Here is a 22,472-nt window from a genome sequence, read left to right as displayed (position 1 = left end):
AATGGGCTTCCGCCGCTTGAAGCTGAATACCATTTTATTGCTGTTCCTGTAGCTGCTAAATTCGCAACTGTAGGTGAAGCTCCTGAACAGAAAGATTGTGAAACTGTTCCGGTTGGCGCGGTTGTATTACAATATGTAATAATAACCTGACCATTCGCTCCAGCTCCACCTGAACGATTTGTACCAAAAACAATTTGACCATTTCTACCGCCACCGCCACCGCCGCCCGGTATACTACCGGGTTGACCGTTTCCTCCAGAATTTGAATTACCAATAAATCCATTTCCTCCATTTCCTCCACCAGCAGGAGCAATTGCACCAGTCCCAATAGGATTAGGAATACCTACAGTAGTCCCACTCGCCCCAGTTCCTGCACTACTTCCTCCTCCACCCCCAAATTCTCCATTATCTCCATTCGATCCATTTCCACCAGCATATGTAATAGCACCTGTACCAAGAGCAGCTCCATTTCCTCCAATTCCTGGTTGAGCACTAGTACCACCTTTTCCACCTAAAGCAGAAACAGTAATTACTCCAAAAGTTGCAGAAGTTGGTTTCCCATCTCCATTGCTTGCGGATGGAACACCACCTGTTCCCACAGTTATTGAATAAGACTGTAGCGGTGTAACAGTAATATTTGTTGTCTTGCTATAGCCGCCGCCACCGCCGCCGCCGCCGTTTTTATAAGTTTCATTATTCATTCCTCCTGCTCCACCTCCACCCCAGCATTCTACTGTAATGCTAGTCACTCCTGCAGGAACCGTAAAAGTTCCACTTGAATTAAATGTTGCGGGACTCTGTCCAAAAGTAAAAAAAGGCACAACAAAAAACATCCCCAAACAAAGCATCCTATTACTTGATAAAAAAGATCTTTCTTTAGAAGAATTAGAAAAATTTAAAAATAAAGAACGAACGAACAAAAGTAGTTTTCGAATCATAGGCGTGGTATTTAGATTTGGTTTTGGCTTTAAAAGAAAACTAAATGGTATGGCTTTTTTCGGGGCAATACATTAATTTTGGCTTTTAAACTTTGATTTTTTTAAGTTAAAACGCTGTTTTTCATAGAGGTTAAAACTTGTGACATTATCGTACAAAAATATTATAATTCCTCACACACACAACATTTTAGCAATTTTCTTTTTGAGAAAACGAAAAAAATTATCATAAAATTTAACAACAAACTGACTATTTTTAGTATTTATAGTTAAAATATAAGAAAAAACACATGAATTCAATTTGCACTCCAAAAGAAGCTTTACAGAAATTGGAACACTTTTGCGCCTATCAAGAGCGTTGTCACGACGAAGTGGTTTCAAAATTATACAGCTTAAAAATGACTCCAGATGAAATTGATTTGATTGTGGTTCAGCTCATTGAAGGCAATTTTTTGAATGAAACCCGTTTTGCTTGTTCTTTTGCAAGAGGCAAACATCGCATGAAATCTTGGGGAAAAATCCGAATTACAAATGAGCTCAAACTTCGCAATATCTCTTCAACAAATATCAACTTGGCATTAAAAGAAATTTCGACAGAGGAATACGAAAATACTTTTAACGAGCTGGCGGAAAAATGCTGGAATAGCATTAATGAAAAAAATACTTTAAAGAAAAGAAAAAAGTTCTGCGACTATCTTCTTCGTCGTGGTTATGAGAGTCATTTTGTTTATGAAAAAGCAAAAATGATGGAGCTAGAATAAGCTCCATTTTTTTTTTGAAATTTTTCAAGTTAGCCAACACTCAATTGTCTCAAAATATCAGAAAATACTTTCCTACACAAATGTTTATTTATTGCGAATATCTAAATATATCTCGCGTTTTTTCGTCAAAAAAATCAAATAATTATAAAATATATATCATATTTTACGATTTTTCTTATATTTAAAAATCAATATTTATAAGAATTTCCACAAGAACTCCATTTTTCTGATGCATTTCAACGAGTAATATTTACACTTCATCGATTATTCGCTCATTCCAAAACCATCACCATTTGAAAATCGTAGATGTATATATCTTTGTTGGGTTAAATCCTATGCCAGCATAACATCCTGATAGAAACCACTTAACATGACTATTTGGTTTCTTTTTAAATGTGATTTTTAATACAAAAAAGGTATTGGAACTTTAAACAAAATAACAATTTTTCAAAAATTTAAATGCCACGATTTATATGATTAGAAAATTACTTTTAAGTTTTTTATTTTTTAGTTTTTCTTTTTTTTCTTTTGGAAAAAATACAACAGCGCTCAAAATCACGACACTTAGAGCCAATTACTATTCCGATAAAATTTCCATTGTCGCAGGCACCATAACTTCTACAAGCACGGGAGGAAATTGGAGCGATGGTAGTTCATGGGTTGGTGGAGTAGTTCCAGGAGCAACTGATGATGTTGTAATAGCTAGTAGCGCAACTATAACTAGTGCTGGAATTATTAATGCAAAAACACTGACAATCAACGGAAACCTTATTGTATCAAACACGGTAACCCTTAACTCAGTAACTCAAGTAACAATTAACGGCTTACTTTCTTTTGCAGACAATAATAGTAATATACACCTGCCTTCTGGTACGTCCGTAAAAGTTAATTCTCCAGGAAAAGTTGATAAATCTAAATGTTCAAACAATGTCGCTATTTATATCGGTACTACTAAAATTGCTGCTTGTGCAGGAAATGGTGGCGGTGCAGTATATGATTTTGATGCTTTTAATAGTGGCGGCGGAACAATAAGTGCAATTGCAAATTCAAATACACCAGTTTGTCAAAATGGGACGATTAACCTAACTGGCTCTTACTCAGGATCAGCAGGAAAAACAACTTCATCAAGTTCAACAAATGGCGTAAATTACTCTTGGAGCGTAATAGCCCCCGATGGCGCTACAACTGCAAGTAATTCACAAAATTATAATTTGACCGCAACTCAGACAGGCAGCTATACGGCCATCTTAACTTGTACAACCTACTATGGAGGTGATGTATATACAAGTACAAGCACAATTAATGTGTCAGTTAGTCAAGCTTTTAGCCTTACTTCAGTAACTGCGGTACAATGTAATTCTTCAAGCCCCTCTATTGTTACCTTAAATGCAACGGCATCTGGTTTACCTACTGGAACCTACACTGTAACCTACAATACAGCTAATCCTCCCACAACAGCTAAAACAGCAACAATGACTGTTAGTACAGCTGGAAATGGAACTTTTACAACTACAGATTTAATCACAGCTAACTCTAGCACGATAACAATTACCAATTTGGCAAGCGGCTCAAGTGGCAACTCCTGTAGCAATACAATTTCAAGTGGCAATACAGCAACTTTGCAAACACCTCCTTCTCTACAATCTGGCTATATAGCCTATCAGGCACCTGTATGTTACAATACTTCATTTACACTAAACTTACTTGGTAATGCAGGCAATGTAGTACAATGGGAAAAAAAATTAAGTACTTCGAGTACTTGGATTGTAATTTCAAATTCAAAAACAAATAATTTAACTGAAACTCCAAGTTCCGGAGGAACATGGCAATACAGGGTGTTGGTTGGGGATATAAACTGTAGCACCACTTATACATCTGTTTTATCTGTAGTTGTAAATCCCGAACTTAGCATTACATTTCCTGCTACTAATATATTTGTTTGTAGAAATAGTACAACTATACCACTGCCTTACTCTGCAACTACAGGAAACCCTGTTGATTATTCATTAGTTTTTGATGCTGCAGCTGTTTCAGCAGGCTTTGATGCTTCTCAAAATGGATCTTTACCATCTGGTGCTATAGTGGTAAGAGTTCCTTATAGTGTAGCTCCTGGAACTTATAATGCTTATGTTAAATTGATTACATATACACCAAGCTGTACCAGTGCAAATTTTCCTGTAACTGTAACCGTTTCTTCCCAAATAGCTACAGTTTCAATAGCACCGGCAGCTACACAAAACTTTTGCACGACAGGAAACGTCTTAACTGTTACTGAATCAGGAAGCACAATAACCTCAAGACAATGGGGTAAACGATCCGTATCAGGAGGTACAATAACTCCAATTTCAGGTGCTACAGGAAATACGTATCTACCAACTCTTTCTGATTTAACAGCAGGAACATGGTATGTTGTATGTACATCATCAAATGGAGGTTGTCTGGTAACTTCAAATGAAGTAATAGTAAATGCTGGAAATATAGCTAGAACTGCATCATCTACTCCTACACTATGTGTCGGCACTGCTATATCACCAGCCATAACTCATACGACAATAAATGCAACGGGAATAAACAGCGCTGGTATTACAGGTCTACCTGCAGGAGTTACTGCATCATGGAATGCAAATACCATAACAATCAGCGGAACCCCATCCGCAACGGGGACTTTTACTTATAACATTCCTTTGACCGGCTGTGCAAATGCAGTAAGTGCTACTGGAACAATTACAGTAAACCCAACCAACACAATAACCTTAACCTCTGCACCAGGAACAAATGCACAAAGCGTTTGCAAAGATATCGCGATATCAAACATAACATACTCTACAACAGGAGCAACAGGAGCAACAGTAACTGGATTGCCTACAGGCGTTACAGGGAGCTGGGCTTCAAATACAGTAACAATATCTGGAACACCAACTACTACTACTAATGGCACATTTAATTACACGGTAACATTATCAAACGGATGTGGAAACGTAACAGCAACGGGAACAATTATTGTATCGGTTCCAAACAGAGGGCAAGTACATGGCGGAAAACACATTTGTCTTGGAGAAGACAGCCCAGAATTATATATGAGCACTTATAGTGGCACTATCCTAAAATGGCAATATAGTGATGATCCGTTAGAATCTCCTACTAGCTGGCAGGACATCTCACATACCTTGAACACCTATCAACCTCCAAAATTAGCCGCGCTTAGAACGTATAGGGTGGTAATAAAAAATGGAAACTGTCCTGAAGAAACAGCAATTCAAACAAGAATCGATATCGACATAAGACCAACCTTTACAGTTTCGCCCTCAGCGACAAGTTGCCCAAATACTGATGTAACTTACACTACACAATCAGGGCAACGTGATTATATATGGACAGTTCCAGGCACTTTAGGAACCGACTATTCAATAACTTCGGGAGGTCTTGCAACATCTGATAATTCTGTAACTTTAAAATGGTTGACAGCTGGCTCAAAAACGGTTACAGTAACCTATTCTAATGCTTGTTCTAACAATCCGGTAGCTAGTTCGACAACAACAGTAAACGAATTTAGTGTTTCTGCGCCTCAAAGTTCGTCCTTCTGCGTTAACAGCCAAATAACTCCTGTAACTCATACTTTAAAAGGTTTTGACGGTATTGGTACAGGTTCTTTTAACCTGCCATCTGGATTGACGGTTAGTTATGACGGAACGACTAAAACATTAACTATAAGTGGCACACCTGCTGTTCAAGGAACTTACAATTATTCAATTCCTTTAACTGCCTCTGGCTGCACAATTTCGGGTCAAGCAACAGGAACAATCACAGTGAATGCACTTCCTGCAACTCCTACAGCTACTTTAATTTCATCACCAACATGTGCAAACCCAACTGCAAGCATTCGTATAACAGGCTTACCATCAAGCTCATGGACTTTATATCGTAATTCTGTTCAGGTGGCAACTGGTACAGGTGCAGAATCTGACTACACTGATACCGGCTTAATAGGCGGTACCGCATACGCTTACAGTGTGGCTAGCGTTTCTTGTACATCAAATACAAGTACCGCGATAACTCCATTAGCCGTACCTTCGACTAAATATACTTCCGGTGGTTGGGACAATGGAGATCCAAGTAGTGACCCAACAAATCTTAAAAATATTATTTTCGAAGGTAACTATATCGCCACTAACGACGTATATGGTTGTAGTTGTACTGTAAATTCTGGTAATATTATAATTCAAAGTGGTAAAACATTAACCATTACCAATGCATTAATTGTAAATGGAGGTTCTTTAACTTTTGAAGACAGTTCAAACTTAATCCAAAAAAATACTAGCAATACTTTGAATAGCGGAAATATCATTTATAAACGCAATGCGGGCAAAATCCGCCAAGCCGATTATGTGTATTGGTCAACGCCAGTCAAAAATCAGACCTTGGCTGCCCTTTCTCCATTGACTAGTACTTCAAAATTATATGCTTACGATGGCACGAAATGGGTATTCACTCCAAGAACTACGGTTATGGCTCCCGCAAAAGGATACATTGTCCGCGGACCTGAAACGTTTTCAAATACGGCAAAAAGCGACTTTACAGGCATTTTTATTGGAACTCCCCAAAATGGAACTTTTTCAGGCGAACCAATGACTGCCGGACAACCTTACTTATTAGGGAACCCTTATCCATCTGCGTTAGATGCTGATGACTTTATCACGGCCAACAGTGCAATAATAGAGGGAGCATTGTATTTCTGGACGCATAATACCCCAGTAGTCCTAGGCGGCGCCTATGAATACGAGACTGATGATTACGCGACTTACACTTTGAGCGGGGGTGCCGGCACATATGCGGCTCCATCAGAAGACGATCCAGAACTTAATGACCCAGATCTTCCTTCGGATCAATTGCCAAACAGTAATGTACCAAATGGTCAGGTTGCTTCAGGCCAGGCTTTCTTCGTGAAGGCTTATGCTCAAGGAAGCGCAACTTTTACCAATTCAATGCGAAGCACCAAAGACATTCATGGCAACAATACAAACGGACAGTTCTTCAAGCCTGGAAAGGCCTCAAAAACTGCAGCGATCGAAAAACACCGTGTTTGGCTGAACATGACAAATGCTGGTGGCGCTTTCAAGCAATTACTGGTTGCTTATGTTGAAGGCGCAACTAACAGCTACGACAGATTGTATGATGGAAAGACTTTTGACGGAAATAAATTCATTGATTTCTACAGTATTAATGACAATCACAAATTAGTTGTCCAAGGACGTGGCTTGCCGTTTACAGACGCTGATCAAGTTCCATTGGGCTACCGCAGCACAATTGCGGGAGACTTCACCATTTCGATCGATCATGCTGATGGGGATATGAAGACTCAGGCAATGTATATTGAGGATAAAAAGACTGGAAAAATCCATGATTTAAAAGCCGGCAAATATACTTTCACAACAGAAATAGGAACTTTTACAGATCGCCTTGTTCTTCGTTATAGCAATAAATCTTTAGGAACTGGAGATTTTGAGAATGTTGAAAATGGAGTGTTGGTTTCGATAAAAGACAAAACAATTAAAGTATTGTCTTCACAAGAAAACTTAAAAGAAGTAAATGTTTATGATATTTCAGGAAGACTTCTGTACAACAAAACAAAAATAAATTCTAATGAAATGCAGATTTCAAATTTACAATCAAGCAATCAAGTTTTAATTGTAAAAGTGACTTTAGAGAATGATTTCTCAGTTTCTAAAAAGATCATTTTTCAATAGATCAAAATAGTAATCAATAAAAAATCCAGTCTATTTCAGACTGGATTTTTTTATTTGTAAAAAACGTTATTATCTTTTTTCAATCAAAACACTAACTGCATTTCCTCCAAAACCAACTGCATTTATCAATACTTTTTTGATTGGTTTGTTTTGAGTTTGTTTCTCTCCAAATGGAACTCCAATAAAAGTATCGTGTTGCATTATCAAAAGAGCCAATTCTAAACTCAAAATTCCAGAAGCACCAAACGTATGTCCGATTTTCCATTTATTTGTGGTCAATAAAGGCAATTTACTTCCAAATACTTTTTCAATCGCACGAAGTTCTGTCAAATCTCCTTTTATCGTTCCCGGTGCATGCATTACGATTGCATCAATGTTTTCAACATCTTCATTTTCCAAAGCCATTTTCATCGACTTTTGAAAACAAGTTGCTTCTGCAGAAATCGAAATATTATGCTCCAAAACTTCGGTTGCGTAACCGACTCCAGTTACATAAGCAACGGCATTATCCTTTTCTCCGGCTTCTAAACAGCACACCGCAGCGCCCTCGCCCAAGATCATAGTGTTTTGTGTTTTTTCAAAATCAAAAGCCAGATTTGGCCAAGCTTCCTGATCTTGATCAATACGCGAATAAATCTTTAAAGCTCTCATTTGAGCAATTGTAAAGTCGGTCAATGGCGCTTCACTTCCACCTACCAAAAACTTATCTGCCATTCCAGATTTTAACCATGCAACGCCATTCAGCAAAGCATGAAGTGCCGTTGAACAGGTTATAGAATGCGAAATTTCCGGACCAATACTCTGCAAATCATGAGCAATCCAAGATGAAATATTCCCTAAAGTTGTTGTTGGAGAGGCTAAAGTCTGTGCTTTTCCTGTATCTATATATTCTTTGTAATGTTTTTCAAATAAATCTGTCGCTCCTCTGGAAGACCCTATATTTATTCCAAAAACATCTTTAGAATTCCAACCTGCCTCCTGAATTGCTTTTCGAGAAGCGGCTAAAGCAAACAAAACAGAATCATCCAAAAACTTATATTTTGGATCCGATTCTCTTATCTCAGCAACAATTTGTTTAGATTTTTCACTAAGTGGTGCTATCGAAGTTTCCTGTTGATCTAAAAATTGCTTTGAAAAACAATGATTATTATTTAGATAATTTGCCCAAACTTCATCAGCATTATTTCCTAAAGGAGAAATTGATGAAAAAGCAGTTATGGAGATTTTATTTGTTTTCAAAATAATGTTTTTATGCGTGATGCATTATTAACCGCAATCCCGATAGCTATCGGGAGCAAAAGTTTACGCAAAGCTCGTTCAGTTTGAGTGCAAAATTAAACCATATAAGTGATATAAGTAAATTTAAGTGGTTTTATTAAATGAGCTTATATCACTTATATGTGAAAAAAAATTACACCATTTCAATCGCTTCTTCAATTGTTCTATAAACTTTCTGAAGTTGTTGGTCAGTCATTATATAAGGCGGCAAAATGTAAACGATATTTCCAACAGGTCTTAAAACAACTCCGTTTTCAATAAAGAAATTATACAGTCTGGTACGCATTGAACCATAATAACTTTCCTCTGAATTAGATTTTATCTCAACTGCAAAAACAACGCCCAATGTTCTAGCCGTTGCAACTTTTGGATGATTTTCAATTTTCTTCTGAAATTCCAAATGGCTTTTATTGATTCTTTGAATGTTGGCTTGCATTTCATCGGTCTCTAATAATTCCATACTTGCCAAAGCCGCCGCACAACCTGTCGGATTTGCAGTAAAAGTATGTCCGTGAAACAACGCTTTATTGATATCATCATCATAAAAAGCGTCAAAAACTTCTTGCGTAAAAGTTGTAATCGCCATCGGGATTGTTCCTCCGGTTAAAGCTTTCGACAAACAAATCATATCAGGATCAGCATTTACATAATCCATTGCAAATGTTTTTCCTGTTTTGCCAAAACCTGTCATTACTTCATCGGCAATCGTCAAAACATTATTTTCTTTGCAAATTTCAATCAGTTTTGCCAATGCTTCTGGCTCATACATTACCATTCCGGCCGCACCTTGCACCAAAGGTTCGAAAATAAATCCGGCGCAATTATGATTTTCAATTGCATTTTTCAGCGCTTTAAAACTGGTTTCTTCTTCCCCTTTTACTGGAACCGGAATTCGGACCACATCAATAAACATTCCTTGAAAAGCTTGCGTATAAAACGAAATACCGCTCGCTGCCATTGCAGCAAAAGTATCGCCGTGAAAAGCATTTTCAAAAGCAATTATCGTTGTGCGCTTTTCATTTTTATTGAAAAAATACTGCAAAGCCACTTTAATCGCCACTTCAACAGCCGTCGAGCCATTATCCGAAAAGAAGATTTTTTGCTGATTCTTTGGCAAAATTTCCATCAATTTTTCAGCCACTTTTATGGCAGGTTCATGCGTAAATCCACCAAATAAAACATGTTCTAAAGTTGTCAGTTGTTTGTAAATCGCATCGGCAATAAATTTATTGCTGTGCCCAAACGGATTTACCCACCAAGATGCAATCGCATCTATGTATTCTTTATTGTTTTCGTCCCAAAGCAATGCACCTTCGCCTCTTGAAATCGCAATTGGCGTTTGAGAAGTTTTGTGTTGCGTATAAGGATGCCAAAGGTATTGACTGTCTTTTTCTTGTAAAGTCATTTTATTCGAACATAGATAATAGAGTATATAAAAAAGACTAAACTCTATAGTTTCTACAAAGATAGGAAAGTCTAATTTCTTTATTCTACATTCTTTGCTCTATAAATTCAATAGATTTTCTCGGAACAAATCGGCGTATTCTTTAATTACATTTTGGTCGAAATAGGGTTCTTCATCAATTCTTCCAATGCATTTAATTCCCGTTTTATTCAGGATCAAGCTTTCAGTCGGTTTGTTTTCGCTTCCACTAAAGATAATTCCGCTCACTTGAAAACCTTTGCTTTGAATAGCTTCAATTGTTAACAAAGTATGATTGATGCTTCCGAGGTAATGTCTGGAAACGACAATTATTTTATAATCAGATTGAATCAAATCGACGATAGTGTCTTTTTCATTCAACGGAACAAAAATGCCACCCGCGCCTTCAATAACCAAATGGTTTTCTGTTTTAGGCTCTTCAATATCTTTCAAATCAATTTGAATTCCGTCAATTTCTGCTGCCAAATGCGGACTTGCAGGCGTATTTAACTCATAAGCATTCGGAAAAAATTGCGATTTTGAATTCGAAATTTTAGATTTTACTTTATGCGTATCGCTAAAATCCAAATCTCCAGCTTGAACTGGTTTCCAATAATCAGCTTGTAAAGCCTCAACCACAATTGTCGATGCTACAGTTTTGCCAACATCGGTTGAAATTCCTGTTATAAATATTTTCATAGTTTTTTGTTTCGCAAAGATTCTCAAAGACGACGCCAAGATTCACAAAATTATTTATTCTTTGTGTTTGTTCGCTGTCTTCTTTGCGAATCTCTGTGTAATATTGTTTACAAAAATACCAATAAAACAACAAACCCATCAATTACGATGGGTTCTGTTTTATTCTTCTCTTAATTCATCTATTAGTTTTTTAATTTCTTTTGCATACTTCCCGTAAAAGCGTTTCACTGTCCATTCCACGGACAATCCCATAAATAAAATACAGAAAACAACTATGACAAAAACACTTGTCAATTGTCCATTACTAAAATCCGTTAATTGAAATCCTCCAGGTTTCATAGAATATTTATGGTATAAAACGCCAATTAAAAACAAAACTAAGAATGGTGTTAATGCGAAGCCGAACGTTTTGTACAATTCCATATTGAGTCTTATGTCAAAATAAGTTTCATAAAGACTGTCTCTGGTTTTCAAAGTTATATTATTTAATCTTCTGTAAAACAGATAGAGCTTTATTAGATAGTAAATAGAAACGGCAAAAAAGATACTGAAAAGCAGATAAAATGGTACTATCCATTTTTCTGGGAAGCCATGCATATAAGGCGAAGCGCCTATTAAGACTACCGCCACTGTCTGCGCGATTAAATCATTTCTCAAATTTCTCTTGATCTTGTCTAAAGGCGTATTGGCCGAATTTATTTTTTCTAAATTATCTGGAAGAACAACATTATCAGTCTTTTCGCTGTTCCATGCGTTTTGTATATCGTTAAAATCCATATCCTTGATTTTTAATTATTTCTTTTAATTTTTCTTTGGCTCTGTTTAGTTTCACTCTGGCATTTCCTTCTGAAATTCCTAGATTTTCGCCAATTTCTTTATGAGAAAAGCCTTCCAACTGATAAAAAATAATGGCCTTGTCGATTTTTTCCAATTTCTGAACTGCTTTATAAAAATGATCCAGCTGGCTTTCTTTTATATGCGAATCGCCTTCATCATCTTTAATATTCTCTGAAGCAATTTCGTATTTGTCTACCTTTCGCTTTTCTTTTCTAAGGAAGACGATTGCGGTATTTACTGCTACTCGATACATCCAAGTCGAAAACTGGCTTTCATTTCTAAAAGTCTCGTACGATTTCCAAAGCTGACAGACGATTTCTTGAAACAAATCCTGCTGATCGTCATAATTGTCCATGTACATTTTAGAGACCTTATACAAAATTCCTTTATGACTTTCTATCCGATTTAAAAACTCTTGTTCTTTCTCTTTCAAAATAGTTTTAGTTCATTATTGGTTTTACAATATATCCTGCTTTTCTTAATAAATTAATCACTCCAAATTCTCCTCCCAAATGCGCTGAACCAACTGCAAAAAACACACTTTCGTTTTTCATCATTTGCGGCATCTCTTTTATCCAATTCGAGTTTCTGTTATCCAGAATCATCTTTTTTGTTTTCTCACTTGTAATTTTTTCATCTGTCACTTGATCAAATAAATTACCAATATTTTCTGCTTTGTATGCCTCAACTAATTTAGTTGTTTCTGCTTGACTTGATTCTTCAAACATAGTAAGCATTTCATCATTCGAATAGGCATTCCCAAAAATTTCTAGCTGAGACTTTACCGTTTCTAATCCGTCAATAGCAATATTTCTTTTTTTAGCCAATTCGATCAACTCCATTTCGTATAGCTTTATATCTGTACAGCCGAAACTTTTCATCGAAATCAGGCTCATTACAGTCATTAAGCTAAAATTATCAACTTGTTGAACTGTCATTCCAGCCGTCTTTTTCAAAATTCCGTCTAATTTAGACAATTGCTCTGGATTTAATAATTTACTTAAAGGCTCTTTCCCCATTGCCATTTTTTGCATGTTTGACATTTCAGCCGGATCTGCAAAATTAATTTCTAAAACTAATTTGCTCGACGCTTCAAATGCTTTTTTTGTTTTTTCAGAAAAAAAGTAATCTGGCTTGCAAATCATATGAACCGTTCCGTATAAATAAGAAGGTTTCGATAACCCATTTCCTGAAACTTCCCATAAAAGTGAATTTTCAAGTTTTGGCGTTTTTGTTTGTGCTTGCGCAGATGAACTAAAAACAAGTGCGATTAATGCTATTACTGATGTGATTAAATTTTTCATGATTTTGATTGATTAAAATTGATTGATGATTGATTTGATTAATTGTTTGATTGACTAATGATGATTTGATTGATGATTGAAATCTTGTTATTTTTTACTGTATTTTTTTCGAAGCCAAGAAGCAACCGATACAACAAATAAACAGATCATTGGTATGAGAGCACCATTGTCTGGTTTATCAAAAATAAATTGTTTTGCTAAAACATATCCAAGCCCCATAGAGGTTAAAAAGATAAATAAGATAGCATATTTTTTTTCACTAGCAGAAGTTGATGAGGTTTTCATAATTATTTTGATTTATTTGATTACGACTCGTAAGTGACCAAACAATCAAAACGTTACAAAAAAATTTCAGCTTTTTTTTAAAAGTGAGGAAATACAGTACTTTAGAGAAGAAAAAAAAGCCCACAGATCGAACTGATCCAACAGATTGTCACAGATTATTCATACTTTGTTTTCTATTATTTGTATAGATAATGCGCTTAAATTCTGGCGTTTCTCCAAAATTCAACAATAACCCAACTTGAATTTGGGTTGATTTTAGATAATTCATTAATTGGGCAATATGCGAACTTGATATACATTCGCAGGCTTTGAGTTCAAGAATGACAGAATCTTCAACTAATAAGTCGGTATAAAATTCTCCCACTAATTGATTTTTAAAGTAAACCTTGATTTGCTTTTGAGCTTCAACTTTATATCCTTGTGATTTCAGTTCGAAATACATTGCGTTTTGATATACTTTTTCCAAAAATCCATAACCAAGCTGGTTATAAACATCATAAAATATCTTTAATATTGATTTAGTTATTTCTTTATGGAGTAAATCATTCATAAACATCCGTGCAAACCCGCTAAATCCGTTTCATCGGCGGGCTAAAATACGAAATTTCCTAACAATTCTAAAATCTGACTGATTTCTTCTTGCGTATTACAACTATGAATACAAAAACGAAGTCGTTCCTGACCCTCAGGAACTGTTGGAGATAAAATCGCTTTTACATCAAAACCTTTGTCTTGAAGTTGTTGGGCAATGCGTTTTACATTTTCATTTCCAGGAATAATAGCAGATTGAATGGCAGATTTACTTCGGACAAACATTGGTTTTAAGCCTAATAAATTTTTCTGCTGATTGAAGAATACAATATTTTGACGTAGCTGGTCAATCGATTCTTTTTCAACTTCTAAATGCTGATAAGCAACCAAAATTGTTGCAACAGAATGTGGAGACAATCCAGTTGTATAAATAAAACTTCGCGCGAAGTTGACCAAATATTCTTTAAGTTCAGGACTTCCCAGAACAACTGCACCATGACAGCCCAAGCCTTTTCCAAAAGTCATAATTCGGGCAAAAATTCTATTATGCAATTGAAGATCCTGTGTAAGTCCTTGACCTTTTTCTCCAAAAACACCCAAAGTATGCGCCTCATCAACTACTAAATAACAATTGTATTTTTCAGTCAACTGTACCAATTCTTCCAAATTCGGACTATCGCCATCCATTGAAAAAACAGTTTCTGTAACGACATAAATGTTGGTATCCGGAAATTTTAAAATTAGACGTTCCAGATCTCCAAAATCATTGTGATTGAATTTGTATGATTTTGCGTTCGACATCACGATTCCGTCGCGAATTGAAGCATGACTTAATTCATCATACAAAATAACATCATTTCGTTGCGGTACGGCGCTAAAAAAACCCGCATTGGCATCGTAACCCGAATTAAAAATTAAAGCCGATTCAGCTTCTTGAAATTGCGCTATAAAAGATTCTGCTATTTGATATAAAGAATGATTTCCCGAAATCAATCTTGAACCGGTCGCGCCATTTTGAATAATCTCATTTTCGATTAAATAATGATGAGACTGCTTAAAAATAGATTCCGATTTCGAAAAACCAATGTAATCGTTGGAAGAAAAATCGACAAGATTATTAAAACTTGGCAATTTTCTCAACGAATTATTTTGCTTTCGACTTTCAAGCTTTTGAATAAGATTTTCAGGTAATTTCATAAAAGCAAAGTTATGAAATTGAAAATTAAAATAAATAAACGGCAGGTTTGCTATTACCTGCCGTCAATTTGATTGTATTTAAACAGCACTTATAAAAGGTGACTCTCTGCAAAATTCATTCTGGATCATTTCCTCGATCATAAACGCTGCAATATTTGAAGCACTGATTTTATCTCCAACACAATCCTTTAAATCCGCGATAATTTTAGTTTTTCGATCTGTGAACTCAATTAATGGCACTCTAACCATAGTCCATTGAACAGTACTTGCCGTTAAAATATCATAAGCAAGCTGTCGATCTTTTTGAATTTCAGGAAAATTAGTTTTCATCCAATCTGTTGCCAAAATTGTTTTTGGGCTCTTTCCATCAAACGGAGTATCAATATTGATTCCCGCCAATAAAAGATATCGCTCAATACCAAATTCTCCCATGACTTTAAGAATATTTTTTGCCGATTGACTCGCAACCATAGTTTCACCAGGTCTCTGGCCAACAGTACTAATCACAGCTTGGCAATCTTCTAACAATGACCAAATGATTTTCTCATCAACAGCATCCCCTTTGATGATTTCTAAACGTGAATTTTGAATTGTGAATGGATCAGGATTTCTAACTAATGCCTTTACATTAAATCCTTTTTCTAATAACTGGTTTATAAGATACACTCCAGTTCTTCCTGCACCGCCAAGAATAGCGACTTTTGATATATTTTTCATTTATCTACTATATAAAATTTGACATAAATAATTGCGCTTTGTCACTTGACAAAACGAAACCGCAAAAGCTTACTGAGCTTTTACAACAAAATCAATATTTTATAACGAGATTTTAATGCTTCAAAAGTAAAAAATAAAAAAAGCCATTCGACGCGTCGAATGGCTTTTTAACTTATTTTGAAATTGTCTTAGTCAACTAAAACAATTACTTTATTGTCTTTCATTTCGATTGTACCTGATGTAATCTCTAATGTATAGGTTTGATCATTAACTCTCGTAAATTTATCTGCTACCTCTTTAGAAAAATTAAAGCTAGGCGCTGCAATTTTTACAGTTCCTTTTTCTAGAATAGAAACAATAGGAGCGTGATTATTCAAAATTTGAAAGCTTCCATCAACTCCAGGAACCGTAACTGAAGTTACTTCTCCTGAAAATAATTTTGCCTCTGGTGATACTATATCTAAAATCATATTTTTTTAGTTTATAGTTGATGGTTGGTCGTTGGTCGTTGCTTTCTAACAACTGACAACTAACAACTAACAACCAAATTAAGCTTCAGCTAACATTTTCTCTCCAGCCTCGATTGCATCTTGAATAGAACCTTTCAAGTTGAAAGCCGCTTCTGGAAGGTGATCTAACTCACCATCGATAATCATGTTAAAACCTTTGATAGTATCTTTAATATCAACTAATACACCTGGGATACCTGTAAATTGCTCTGCTACGTGGAATGGCTGAGACAAGAAACGTTGTACACGACGTGCTCTAGATACTGCAAGTTTATCTTCTTCAGATAACTCTTCCATACCTAAGATAGCGATGATATCTTGAAGTTGTTTGTATTTTTGAAGAATTTCTTTTACTCTTTGTGCACAGTTGTAGTGCTCATCTCCTAAGATGTGTGGAGTCAAAATTCTTGAAGTAGAATCTAACGGGTCAACCGCTGGATAAATACCTAGCTCAGCAATTTTACGAGACAATACAGTTGTAGCATCTAAGTGCGCGAAAGTTGTAGCCGGCGCAGGGTCAGTTAAGTCATCCGCAGGAACGTAAACCGCTTGTACAGATGTAATAGATCCTTTGTTTGTAGATGTAATACGCTCTTGCATTGCACCCATCTCAGTTGCCAATGTTGGTTGGTAACCTACCGCAGATGGCATACGTCCTAAAAGTGCTGATACCTCAGAACCTGCTTGTGTAAAACGGAAGATATTATCAACGAAGAATAATACATCTTTACCTTGGTCTGATCCAGCTCCATCACGGAAATACTCAGCGATAGATAATCCTGAAAGTGCCACACGTGCACGAGCTCCAGGTGGCTCATTCATTTGTCCGAAAACGAAAGTAGCTTTAGACTCTCTCATTCCTGGCATATCTACTTTAGATAAATCCCATCCTCCATTTTCCATAGAGTGCATGAAATCATCACCATATTTAATAATTCCTGACTCAAGCATCTCACGAAGCAAGTCATTTCCTTCACGTGTTCTTTCACCTACTCCAGCAAATACTGAAAGTCCACCGTGACCTTTTGCAATATTGTTGATCAACTCCTGAATCAATACTGTTTTACCAACACCAGCACCACCAAACAATCCAATTTTACCTCCTTTTGCGTAAGGCTCGATCAAATCGATTACTTTGATACCTGTAAATAAAACTTCAGATGAAGTTGATAAATCTTCGAATTTTGGAGCTTGTCTGTGGATTGGCAAACCGTTTTCTCCAGTTTTTGGCAACTCACCTAAACCATCAATTGCATCTCCAACAACATTAAATAAACGTCCATATACGTCTGGACCGATTGGCATTTGGATTGGGTTACCAGTTCCAACTACTTCATATCCTCTAGACAAACCGTCTGTAGAGTCCATAGAGATTGTACGTACAGTGTTTTCTCCAATGTGAGATTGTACTTCTAGAACTAATAAAGTTCCATCTTTTTTTGTGATTTCTAATGAATCATAAATTTTTGGAAGTTCAACATCTTTACCGTTGAAAACTACGTCAACTACTGGTCCAATGATTTGAGCAACTTTTCCTATTACTTTTGACATTACTTATGTATTTATTAAATAGCTATTTAGGTTTATCGAAAATACCTCTTTTTTCAGAGCGCAAAGATAATTTTTTAAAATATAAAATCAATTTTTTTTTCATAAAAAATACCATCATTTTGTTTGATTCCTAAAACTTGGGCCTCAAATAACTAAAACAGCAAATTTTAGCACCACAAAAAAAGCCACTGCATTTAAAAAAACGAGTGGCTCTTTACTAAAAAAAATTGGCATTATTGAATTGTTTGCGGATATTGAATTGGATATAAAGCCAAATCAACATGACGCAATGTAGAACCATATTTAGCATTGATTGCATCTATGAAAATATTAGCTATCAAACCATAACCTCTTGCACTTGGATGGACACCATCTAAAGAAAAAGCTCCTCCAGTAACATAAGTAGATGACATTACATAATTCCCAAATCGGATTCCGCCATTTGACAATTGCGTCAACGTAACTTTTGTATCTACAAACGCCAGACCTTTTTCTGTTGCTATAGCTTGAATCGCCACATTATAAGCATCTGTCGCTTTTTTGACTTCAGCCACTTCATCTTTTGTCAAAACCCAATTATCAGCCAATGGCACAGAAAGCCCATTTACCTTTGTTGGATCACCTCCTACTGTTGTACCAATAAATGTTCTTGCTGACAACACAACTAAATCATCTTTTGTAGCCTGTCTGTACGAAGGAAGACCATAAGCTGAAAGATTAGTCAAATAACTATCAACCACAACAACAGCATTATTCCCTGCTTTGAAATTGATTGTTCTTTTTGCCGCTTCATCAGCACTCAATAATTTATTTGTCACCATTTGCTGCAATCCTCCATTATAAGCTGCATACCCAGCATTCAACTGTGTAGCCAAAGCCGCAGTAAGTGGCGCTGGGTTATAAGGAACTGTTGTAAAATATGGCAAACTTGTAATATACGGCAAATTTGCCACAACTCCTTTGGCTCCTTTTGACGTCAAGGCTGTAACCAAATTTGTATAGATCGTTTTAAAAACTGTTGGATCTGTAATATCATTGCTTCCATAAGTAGAAGGGTCCATGTTTCCTGTTTGATCTTTTCCAACTCCTCCAGAAGTCGCATAAGTCAAGACATCATTTCCTCCAATAAACAAAGAAAAGAAAGTTGGATTTTGTGCCACTGCATCAGCTAAAACTGTTGTAGAAGGCGCACTTGAGAATCTGGCAAAATAAGGATTAGCTAAACCTGAAGCAACTCCGGCAGTATTTCCATAACCCGGCGCAACCAAATGATAGCTTTTTGCTCCTGGCACCCCCATATTATTAAACGAACCAGTAAGATGTGTCGTAACCTCGGTTGTAGGTTTTCCTGTAACATTGACCGGAGCCTGACCATTGAAATACATACGTGTACCTGCAATAACATTCCCGCCTAAAAGCAAACCTCCAATATTATCGTTCATTAGTGGAGTTTTAAACTCTCCTCCTCCAGCCGCAGCAAATTGCTGTGCCAAAATATTTGGATACGCGTTGCTTTGTCCTTTTATAAACAGCGCATTATCACTATAGCCCGCAGCAAAAGAATCTCCAAGTGCCACATATTTTGTAAAAACTGCCGATCCAGGAACTACCGGAACCTCTGTTGGTGTATCACTGTCATCGCTATTACATGCCGCCATAAAGGTTAAAGAAACCAATAAAAGCAATTTTATATTTTTTTTCATGTCGTTTAAAATTTAAAAATTAATACCTCTTTCTATTTCGTTTTTCATCCAAAAAACAGAAAGAAAACCTCACTTCATCAAACTCAGTTCTTTAATTATGGATTAATTGTCCAAGAAGCAAACCACATCTGTCCAATTGCTCCAGCTCCAATTACTTGAATATAATCTTTTCCAAATAGGTTTGTCGCCCCAACTTTGATAACTGATTTCAGTTTTGGCAAAGCATAATTAACTTGCGCATCAAGAACTGTATTTTCTGGAATCATTCCGTCTCCGAAAGAAGATTGCCACAAATACTCAGTATTCCATCTCACATTTACATTAAATCCTAAATTCTTAGCCACTTTTGCATTTCCAAGAGAAGCTTTAATTCTATGTTTTGGTGTATTAAATCCAGCCACAAAACTAGGATCTTCTGATTGATCGAAGTCAAATTGCGCATAGTTATAATTCACACCAACTTCAAAATCTTTATAGACTTTTTTAGACAAACCTACTCCAAAACCTAATGATGAAATTTGCGCAGTCGTATTTGTATAAACTTGATATACTCTTCTGTCACCAAAAGCCAATGCCGCATACGTCATTTGCACATTTGGATCTGCAGGATTTGTTCCTACTGTACCATAATATGGAGAAATTACTCTCGCCGTATTCATGAAATCATTATAAATATTATAATACGCATTCAAATCGATTGATAAATCATTTTGAACAACAGAACGATATCCTACCTCAAAAGCCTGAACTTGCTCTGGCTTTACTAACCCTATTTCTGCAACTTTAAGATCAGCTGGATTTGCAGATGCTGCAAAAGCCTGAACAGAAGCTACAGTATAAGCATTATGATAAGCATTTTGACCTGATAAATTTACTGTAGCTGGAGCTCCCATAGCTTGACCCGCTAAACTCACAGGCATTGTTTCCTGAAATCTATCTAAGTTTTCAGGCGCTGAACCAATTAAAGCAAATGGCCCTAAATCCAAACCAATGTATTGATCTTGTGTCGTTGGGTTACGGAAACCTGTTTGGTAAGACAATCTGAAATTGTGTCTTTTTGATTCACCTGCAGCATACGTGAACGAAACTCTTGGCGAAATGTTTCCGTCAAAATTCTGGCTTTTGTCATAACGCAAAGATCCTGTGAATTTCAATCTGTCTTCCATCCATTTTTTCTGCAATTGCGCATATGCTCCATATTCTTTATACTCAATTGGACCATCATAATCCGTAAAGATTGTTCCTTCAGAATCCATAACATATTTTCTCCAAGAACCACCGACTTGAATTTCTGCCCATTTAACCATATCTCTAAAATTATAATTCACATCTGAATGATATAATTTTGAATGATCGATAAATTTCGCTCCTTGAGTTAGATCAGGATTTGCAGTTACTTTAGCAAGTGCGTTGTTGAACTGAGCTGAACCTGGTTCAAATCTAGCAGAACCAGTCGGCTTTGGAAGAAAAGAAAGCGCAGGAGGAAGAATATTGTAATCTGCAAAATTTCTTGCAATTGCAGCAGACTCATTTGCATTTGTCCCCATTACAGCACCAGAATACTGGTAAGCAGTAGCATAATTAGTAAACCATTCTTGATCTGATTTTGCTGCTCTGTTTACGTTCCATGCCGCAAATCGCATATCGTAAGAATCTCCAGCATCTTCACTTGTAAAATAAACTCTACCAAAGAAGTTTTTCCCTCTTACCTCAAATTTACCTTGTTGCATCAAGAAATCCTTCAGAGCATATCTGTTTGCTCCTTGATAAATCGTACTTCCTGTACCAATTTTATATTGTAGAATAAACTCAGTATCATCTTTCCAAGGCTTAAAGTGCGCACTGAAATCCGCTTTCATACTCTTAACCTTATTATCTGTCAAATCTTGCTCACGATATCCAGTTCTACTTACCTGCCCAACATTTGGAATAAAAGTAGTAACCTCGTCACCATAGATATTCAATCCATCATAATTCTGATTTACTGCATGACTATCACCTCCGGCTGTCATACTTCTTTTATCCGCAGCAATCCATTCTGTAGCTTCCATGTAAGTAAAATTAGCTTTCATAGCAAAAGTCTCTGTAAAGGCTTTAGCTGCTCTAATTCCGAAATCATTATAATCATTAGTCCCTGCTACATCTTGAGATGTTTGCCCATATTTATAGTAAACACTTATTCCCTCATTTGTAAAAGGGCTTTTACTACTCATGAACATAATACCATTAAAAGCATTTGCTCCATAAAGCGCTGAAGATGCTCCAGGCAAAAGCTCAACACTTGCAACATCAATATCTGAAACACCTATTAAGTTACCCAAAACAAAATTCAATGCTGGCGATGAATTATCCATTCCATCAACCAACTGCATAAAACGAGTATTAGCCACAGTAGCAAAACCACGTGTATTAATTGATTTAAATGAAATACTACTAGTATTAAAATGTACTTCTTTTAAATTTTCTAAACCATCATAAAACGTGGGAGCGGTAGTATTCTTAATTTCCTGAAGTCCCATTCGCTCAACAGTCACTGGCGATTCGATAATTCTCTCAGGAGTTCTGGAAGCCGAAACTACAATTTCATCCAATTTATTCTCCTCATCTTTCAATATTACATCAACTTTTTGACTTAAAGATGTAACACTAATTGTTTTGGTTTCAAAACCTACTGCCGATATCTTAAGCGTAAAAGGCGGCTTAGAAGCAGTATTCAACTTAAAGGTGCCATCAAAATCAGTCGAAGTTCCAGACGTACCTCCAACTATATTAATATTAGCACCAGGAATAGATTGTTTGTTACTGTCGGTAACAGAACCAGTAATTGTATTCTGCGCAAAAGAAACGCCACAGAAAAACAACATAATCAGCAAGTAGATTCTCATTTTGGGTTAGGTTTTTGGTTAGTTTATCTAGCCAAAATACAAATATTTTTGATATTAATAAAAAAACGTTAAAAAAAATTAATATAACGCATAAATATTGCTAGTATTTTAAC

Annotated in this window: 17 protein-coding genes; 2 read left to right on the top strand and 15 right to left on the bottom strand. The window is 36.1% G+C overall.

Annotated elements, in window-relative coordinates; all coding sequences use genetic code 11:
• Positions 1-938, bottom strand: a 938-nt coding sequence (locus H600_RS22465; RefSeq protein ID WP_342446969.1) for a glycine-rich domain-containing protein, incomplete at its 3' end; no start/stop codon positions are given.
• Between the two features lie 287 nt (positions 939-1,225).
• On the opposite strand from H600_RS22465, the gene H600_RS0103520 reads away from it, so the two are divergent.
• Both H600_RS0103520 and H600_RS22460 read left to right on the top strand, forming a co-directional pair.
• The gene (locus H600_RS0103520) at positions 1,226-1,696 is read left to right on the top strand and encodes a regulatory protein RecX (RefSeq protein ID WP_026727499.1); all 471 of its coding nucleotides are present in this window, start codon (positions 1,226-1,228) and stop codon (positions 1,694-1,696) included.
• 473 nt (positions 1,697-2,169) lie between these two features.
• Complete coding sequence (locus H600_RS22460; RefSeq protein WP_051234350.1) at positions 2,170-7,440, top strand: T9SS sorting signal type C domain-containing protein; 5,271 nt, start codon at positions 2,170-2,172, stop codon at positions 7,438-7,440.
• Between the two features lie 69 nt (positions 7,441-7,509).
• On the opposite strand, the gene H600_RS0103510 is transcribed toward H600_RS22460, so the two are convergent.
• From H600_RS0103510 to H600_RS0103435, 14 genes are all read right to left on the bottom strand, one after another.
• The gene (locus tag H600_RS0103510) at positions 7,510-8,679 is read right to left on the bottom strand and encodes a beta-ketoacyl synthase N-terminal-like domain-containing protein (protein WP_026727497.1); all 1,170 of its coding nucleotides are present in this window, start codon (positions 8,677-8,679) and stop codon (positions 7,510-7,512) included.
• Between the two features lie 172 nt (positions 8,680-8,851).
• Complete coding sequence (gene bioA / locus H600_RS0103505) at positions 8,852-10,123, bottom strand: adenosylmethionine--8-amino-7-oxononanoate transaminase (protein ID WP_026727496.1); 1,272 nt, start codon at positions 10,121-10,123, stop codon at positions 8,852-8,854.
• A 99-nt stretch (positions 10,124-10,222) separates the two neighbouring features.
• Complete coding sequence (bioD, locus tag H600_RS0103500; protein WP_026727495.1) at positions 10,223-10,840, bottom strand: dethiobiotin synthase; 618 nt, start codon at positions 10,838-10,840, stop codon at positions 10,223-10,225.
• A 159-nt stretch (positions 10,841-10,999) separates the two neighbouring features.
• Positions 11,000-11,617: a hypothetical protein gene (locus H600_RS0103495; RefSeq protein ID WP_026727494.1), complete on the bottom strand. Its 618-nt coding sequence runs from the start codon at positions 11,615-11,617 to the stop codon at positions 11,000-11,002.
• Positions 11,607-12,110 (bottom strand): RNA polymerase sigma factor, encoded by a 504-nt coding sequence (locus H600_RS0103490; RefSeq protein WP_026727493.1) that lies wholly within the window; start codon positions 12,108-12,110, stop codon positions 11,607-11,609. Before H600_RS0103490 ends, H600_RS0103495 begins: the two co-directional genes overlap by 11 nt.
• A 7-nt stretch (positions 12,111-12,117) precedes the next feature.
• A complete protein-coding gene (locus H600_RS0103485; protein WP_026727492.1) occupies positions 12,118-12,981 on the bottom strand; it encodes a TraB/GumN family protein in 864 nt (287 codons plus the stop codon).
• Between the two features lie 87 nt (positions 12,982-13,068).
• Positions 13,069-13,266 carry a hypothetical protein gene (locus H600_RS0103480; RefSeq protein WP_026727491.1) on the bottom strand — a complete coding sequence of 66 codons (198 nt, stop codon included), beginning with the start codon at positions 13,264-13,266 and terminating at the stop codon, positions 13,069-13,071.
• Between the two features lie 148 nt (positions 13,267-13,414).
• A complete protein-coding gene (locus tag H600_RS0103475; protein ID WP_026727490.1) occupies positions 13,415-13,816 on the bottom strand; it encodes a GxxExxY protein in 402 nt (133 codons plus the stop codon).
• 41 nt (positions 13,817-13,857) lie between these two features.
• Positions 13,858-14,994 carry an aminotransferase class I/II-fold pyridoxal phosphate-dependent enzyme gene (locus H600_RS0103470; RefSeq protein ID WP_026727489.1) on the bottom strand — a complete coding sequence of 379 codons (1,137 nt, stop codon included), beginning with the start codon at positions 14,992-14,994 and terminating at the stop codon, positions 13,858-13,860.
• A 78-nt stretch (positions 14,995-15,072) separates the two neighbouring features.
• Complete coding sequence (locus tag H600_RS0103465) at positions 15,073-15,711, bottom strand: NAD(P)-dependent oxidoreductase (protein WP_026727488.1); 639 nt, start codon at positions 15,709-15,711, stop codon at positions 15,073-15,075.
• 188 nt (positions 15,712-15,899) lie between these two features.
• Complete coding sequence (locus H600_RS0103460) at positions 15,900-16,181, bottom strand: F0F1 ATP synthase subunit delta/epsilon (RefSeq protein ID WP_026727487.1); 282 nt, start codon at positions 16,179-16,181, stop codon at positions 15,900-15,902.
• Positions 16,182-16,259: 78 nt separating this feature from the next.
• On the bottom strand, positions 16,260-17,771 hold the full coding sequence (gene atpD / locus H600_RS0103455) for a F0F1 ATP synthase subunit beta (RefSeq protein WP_026727486.1): 1,512 nt from the start codon (positions 17,769-17,771) through the stop codon (positions 16,260-16,262).
• A gap of 233 nt (positions 17,772-18,004) precedes the next feature.
• The gene (locus H600_RS0103440) at positions 18,005-19,474 is read right to left on the bottom strand and encodes an SGNH/GDSL hydrolase family protein (protein WP_026727485.1); all 1,470 of its coding nucleotides are present in this window, start codon (positions 19,472-19,474) and stop codon (positions 18,005-18,007) included.
• Between the two features lie 95 nt (positions 19,475-19,569).
• On the bottom strand, positions 19,570-22,359 hold the full coding sequence (locus H600_RS0103435) for a TonB-dependent receptor (RefSeq protein ID WP_026727484.1): 2,790 nt from the start codon (positions 22,357-22,359) through the stop codon (positions 19,570-19,572).
• Positions 22,360-22,472: the final 113 nt, after the last annotated feature.

Source organism: Flavobacterium denitrificans DSM 15936, from assembly GCF_000425445.1.
GTDB classification, from domain to species: Bacteria; Bacteroidota; Bacteroidia; order Flavobacteriales; family Flavobacteriaceae; genus Flavobacterium; species Flavobacterium denitrificans.
The sequence above is the reverse complement of the archived record's forward strand: the minus strand, read 5'-3'. Positions and strand labels throughout refer to the sequence as shown.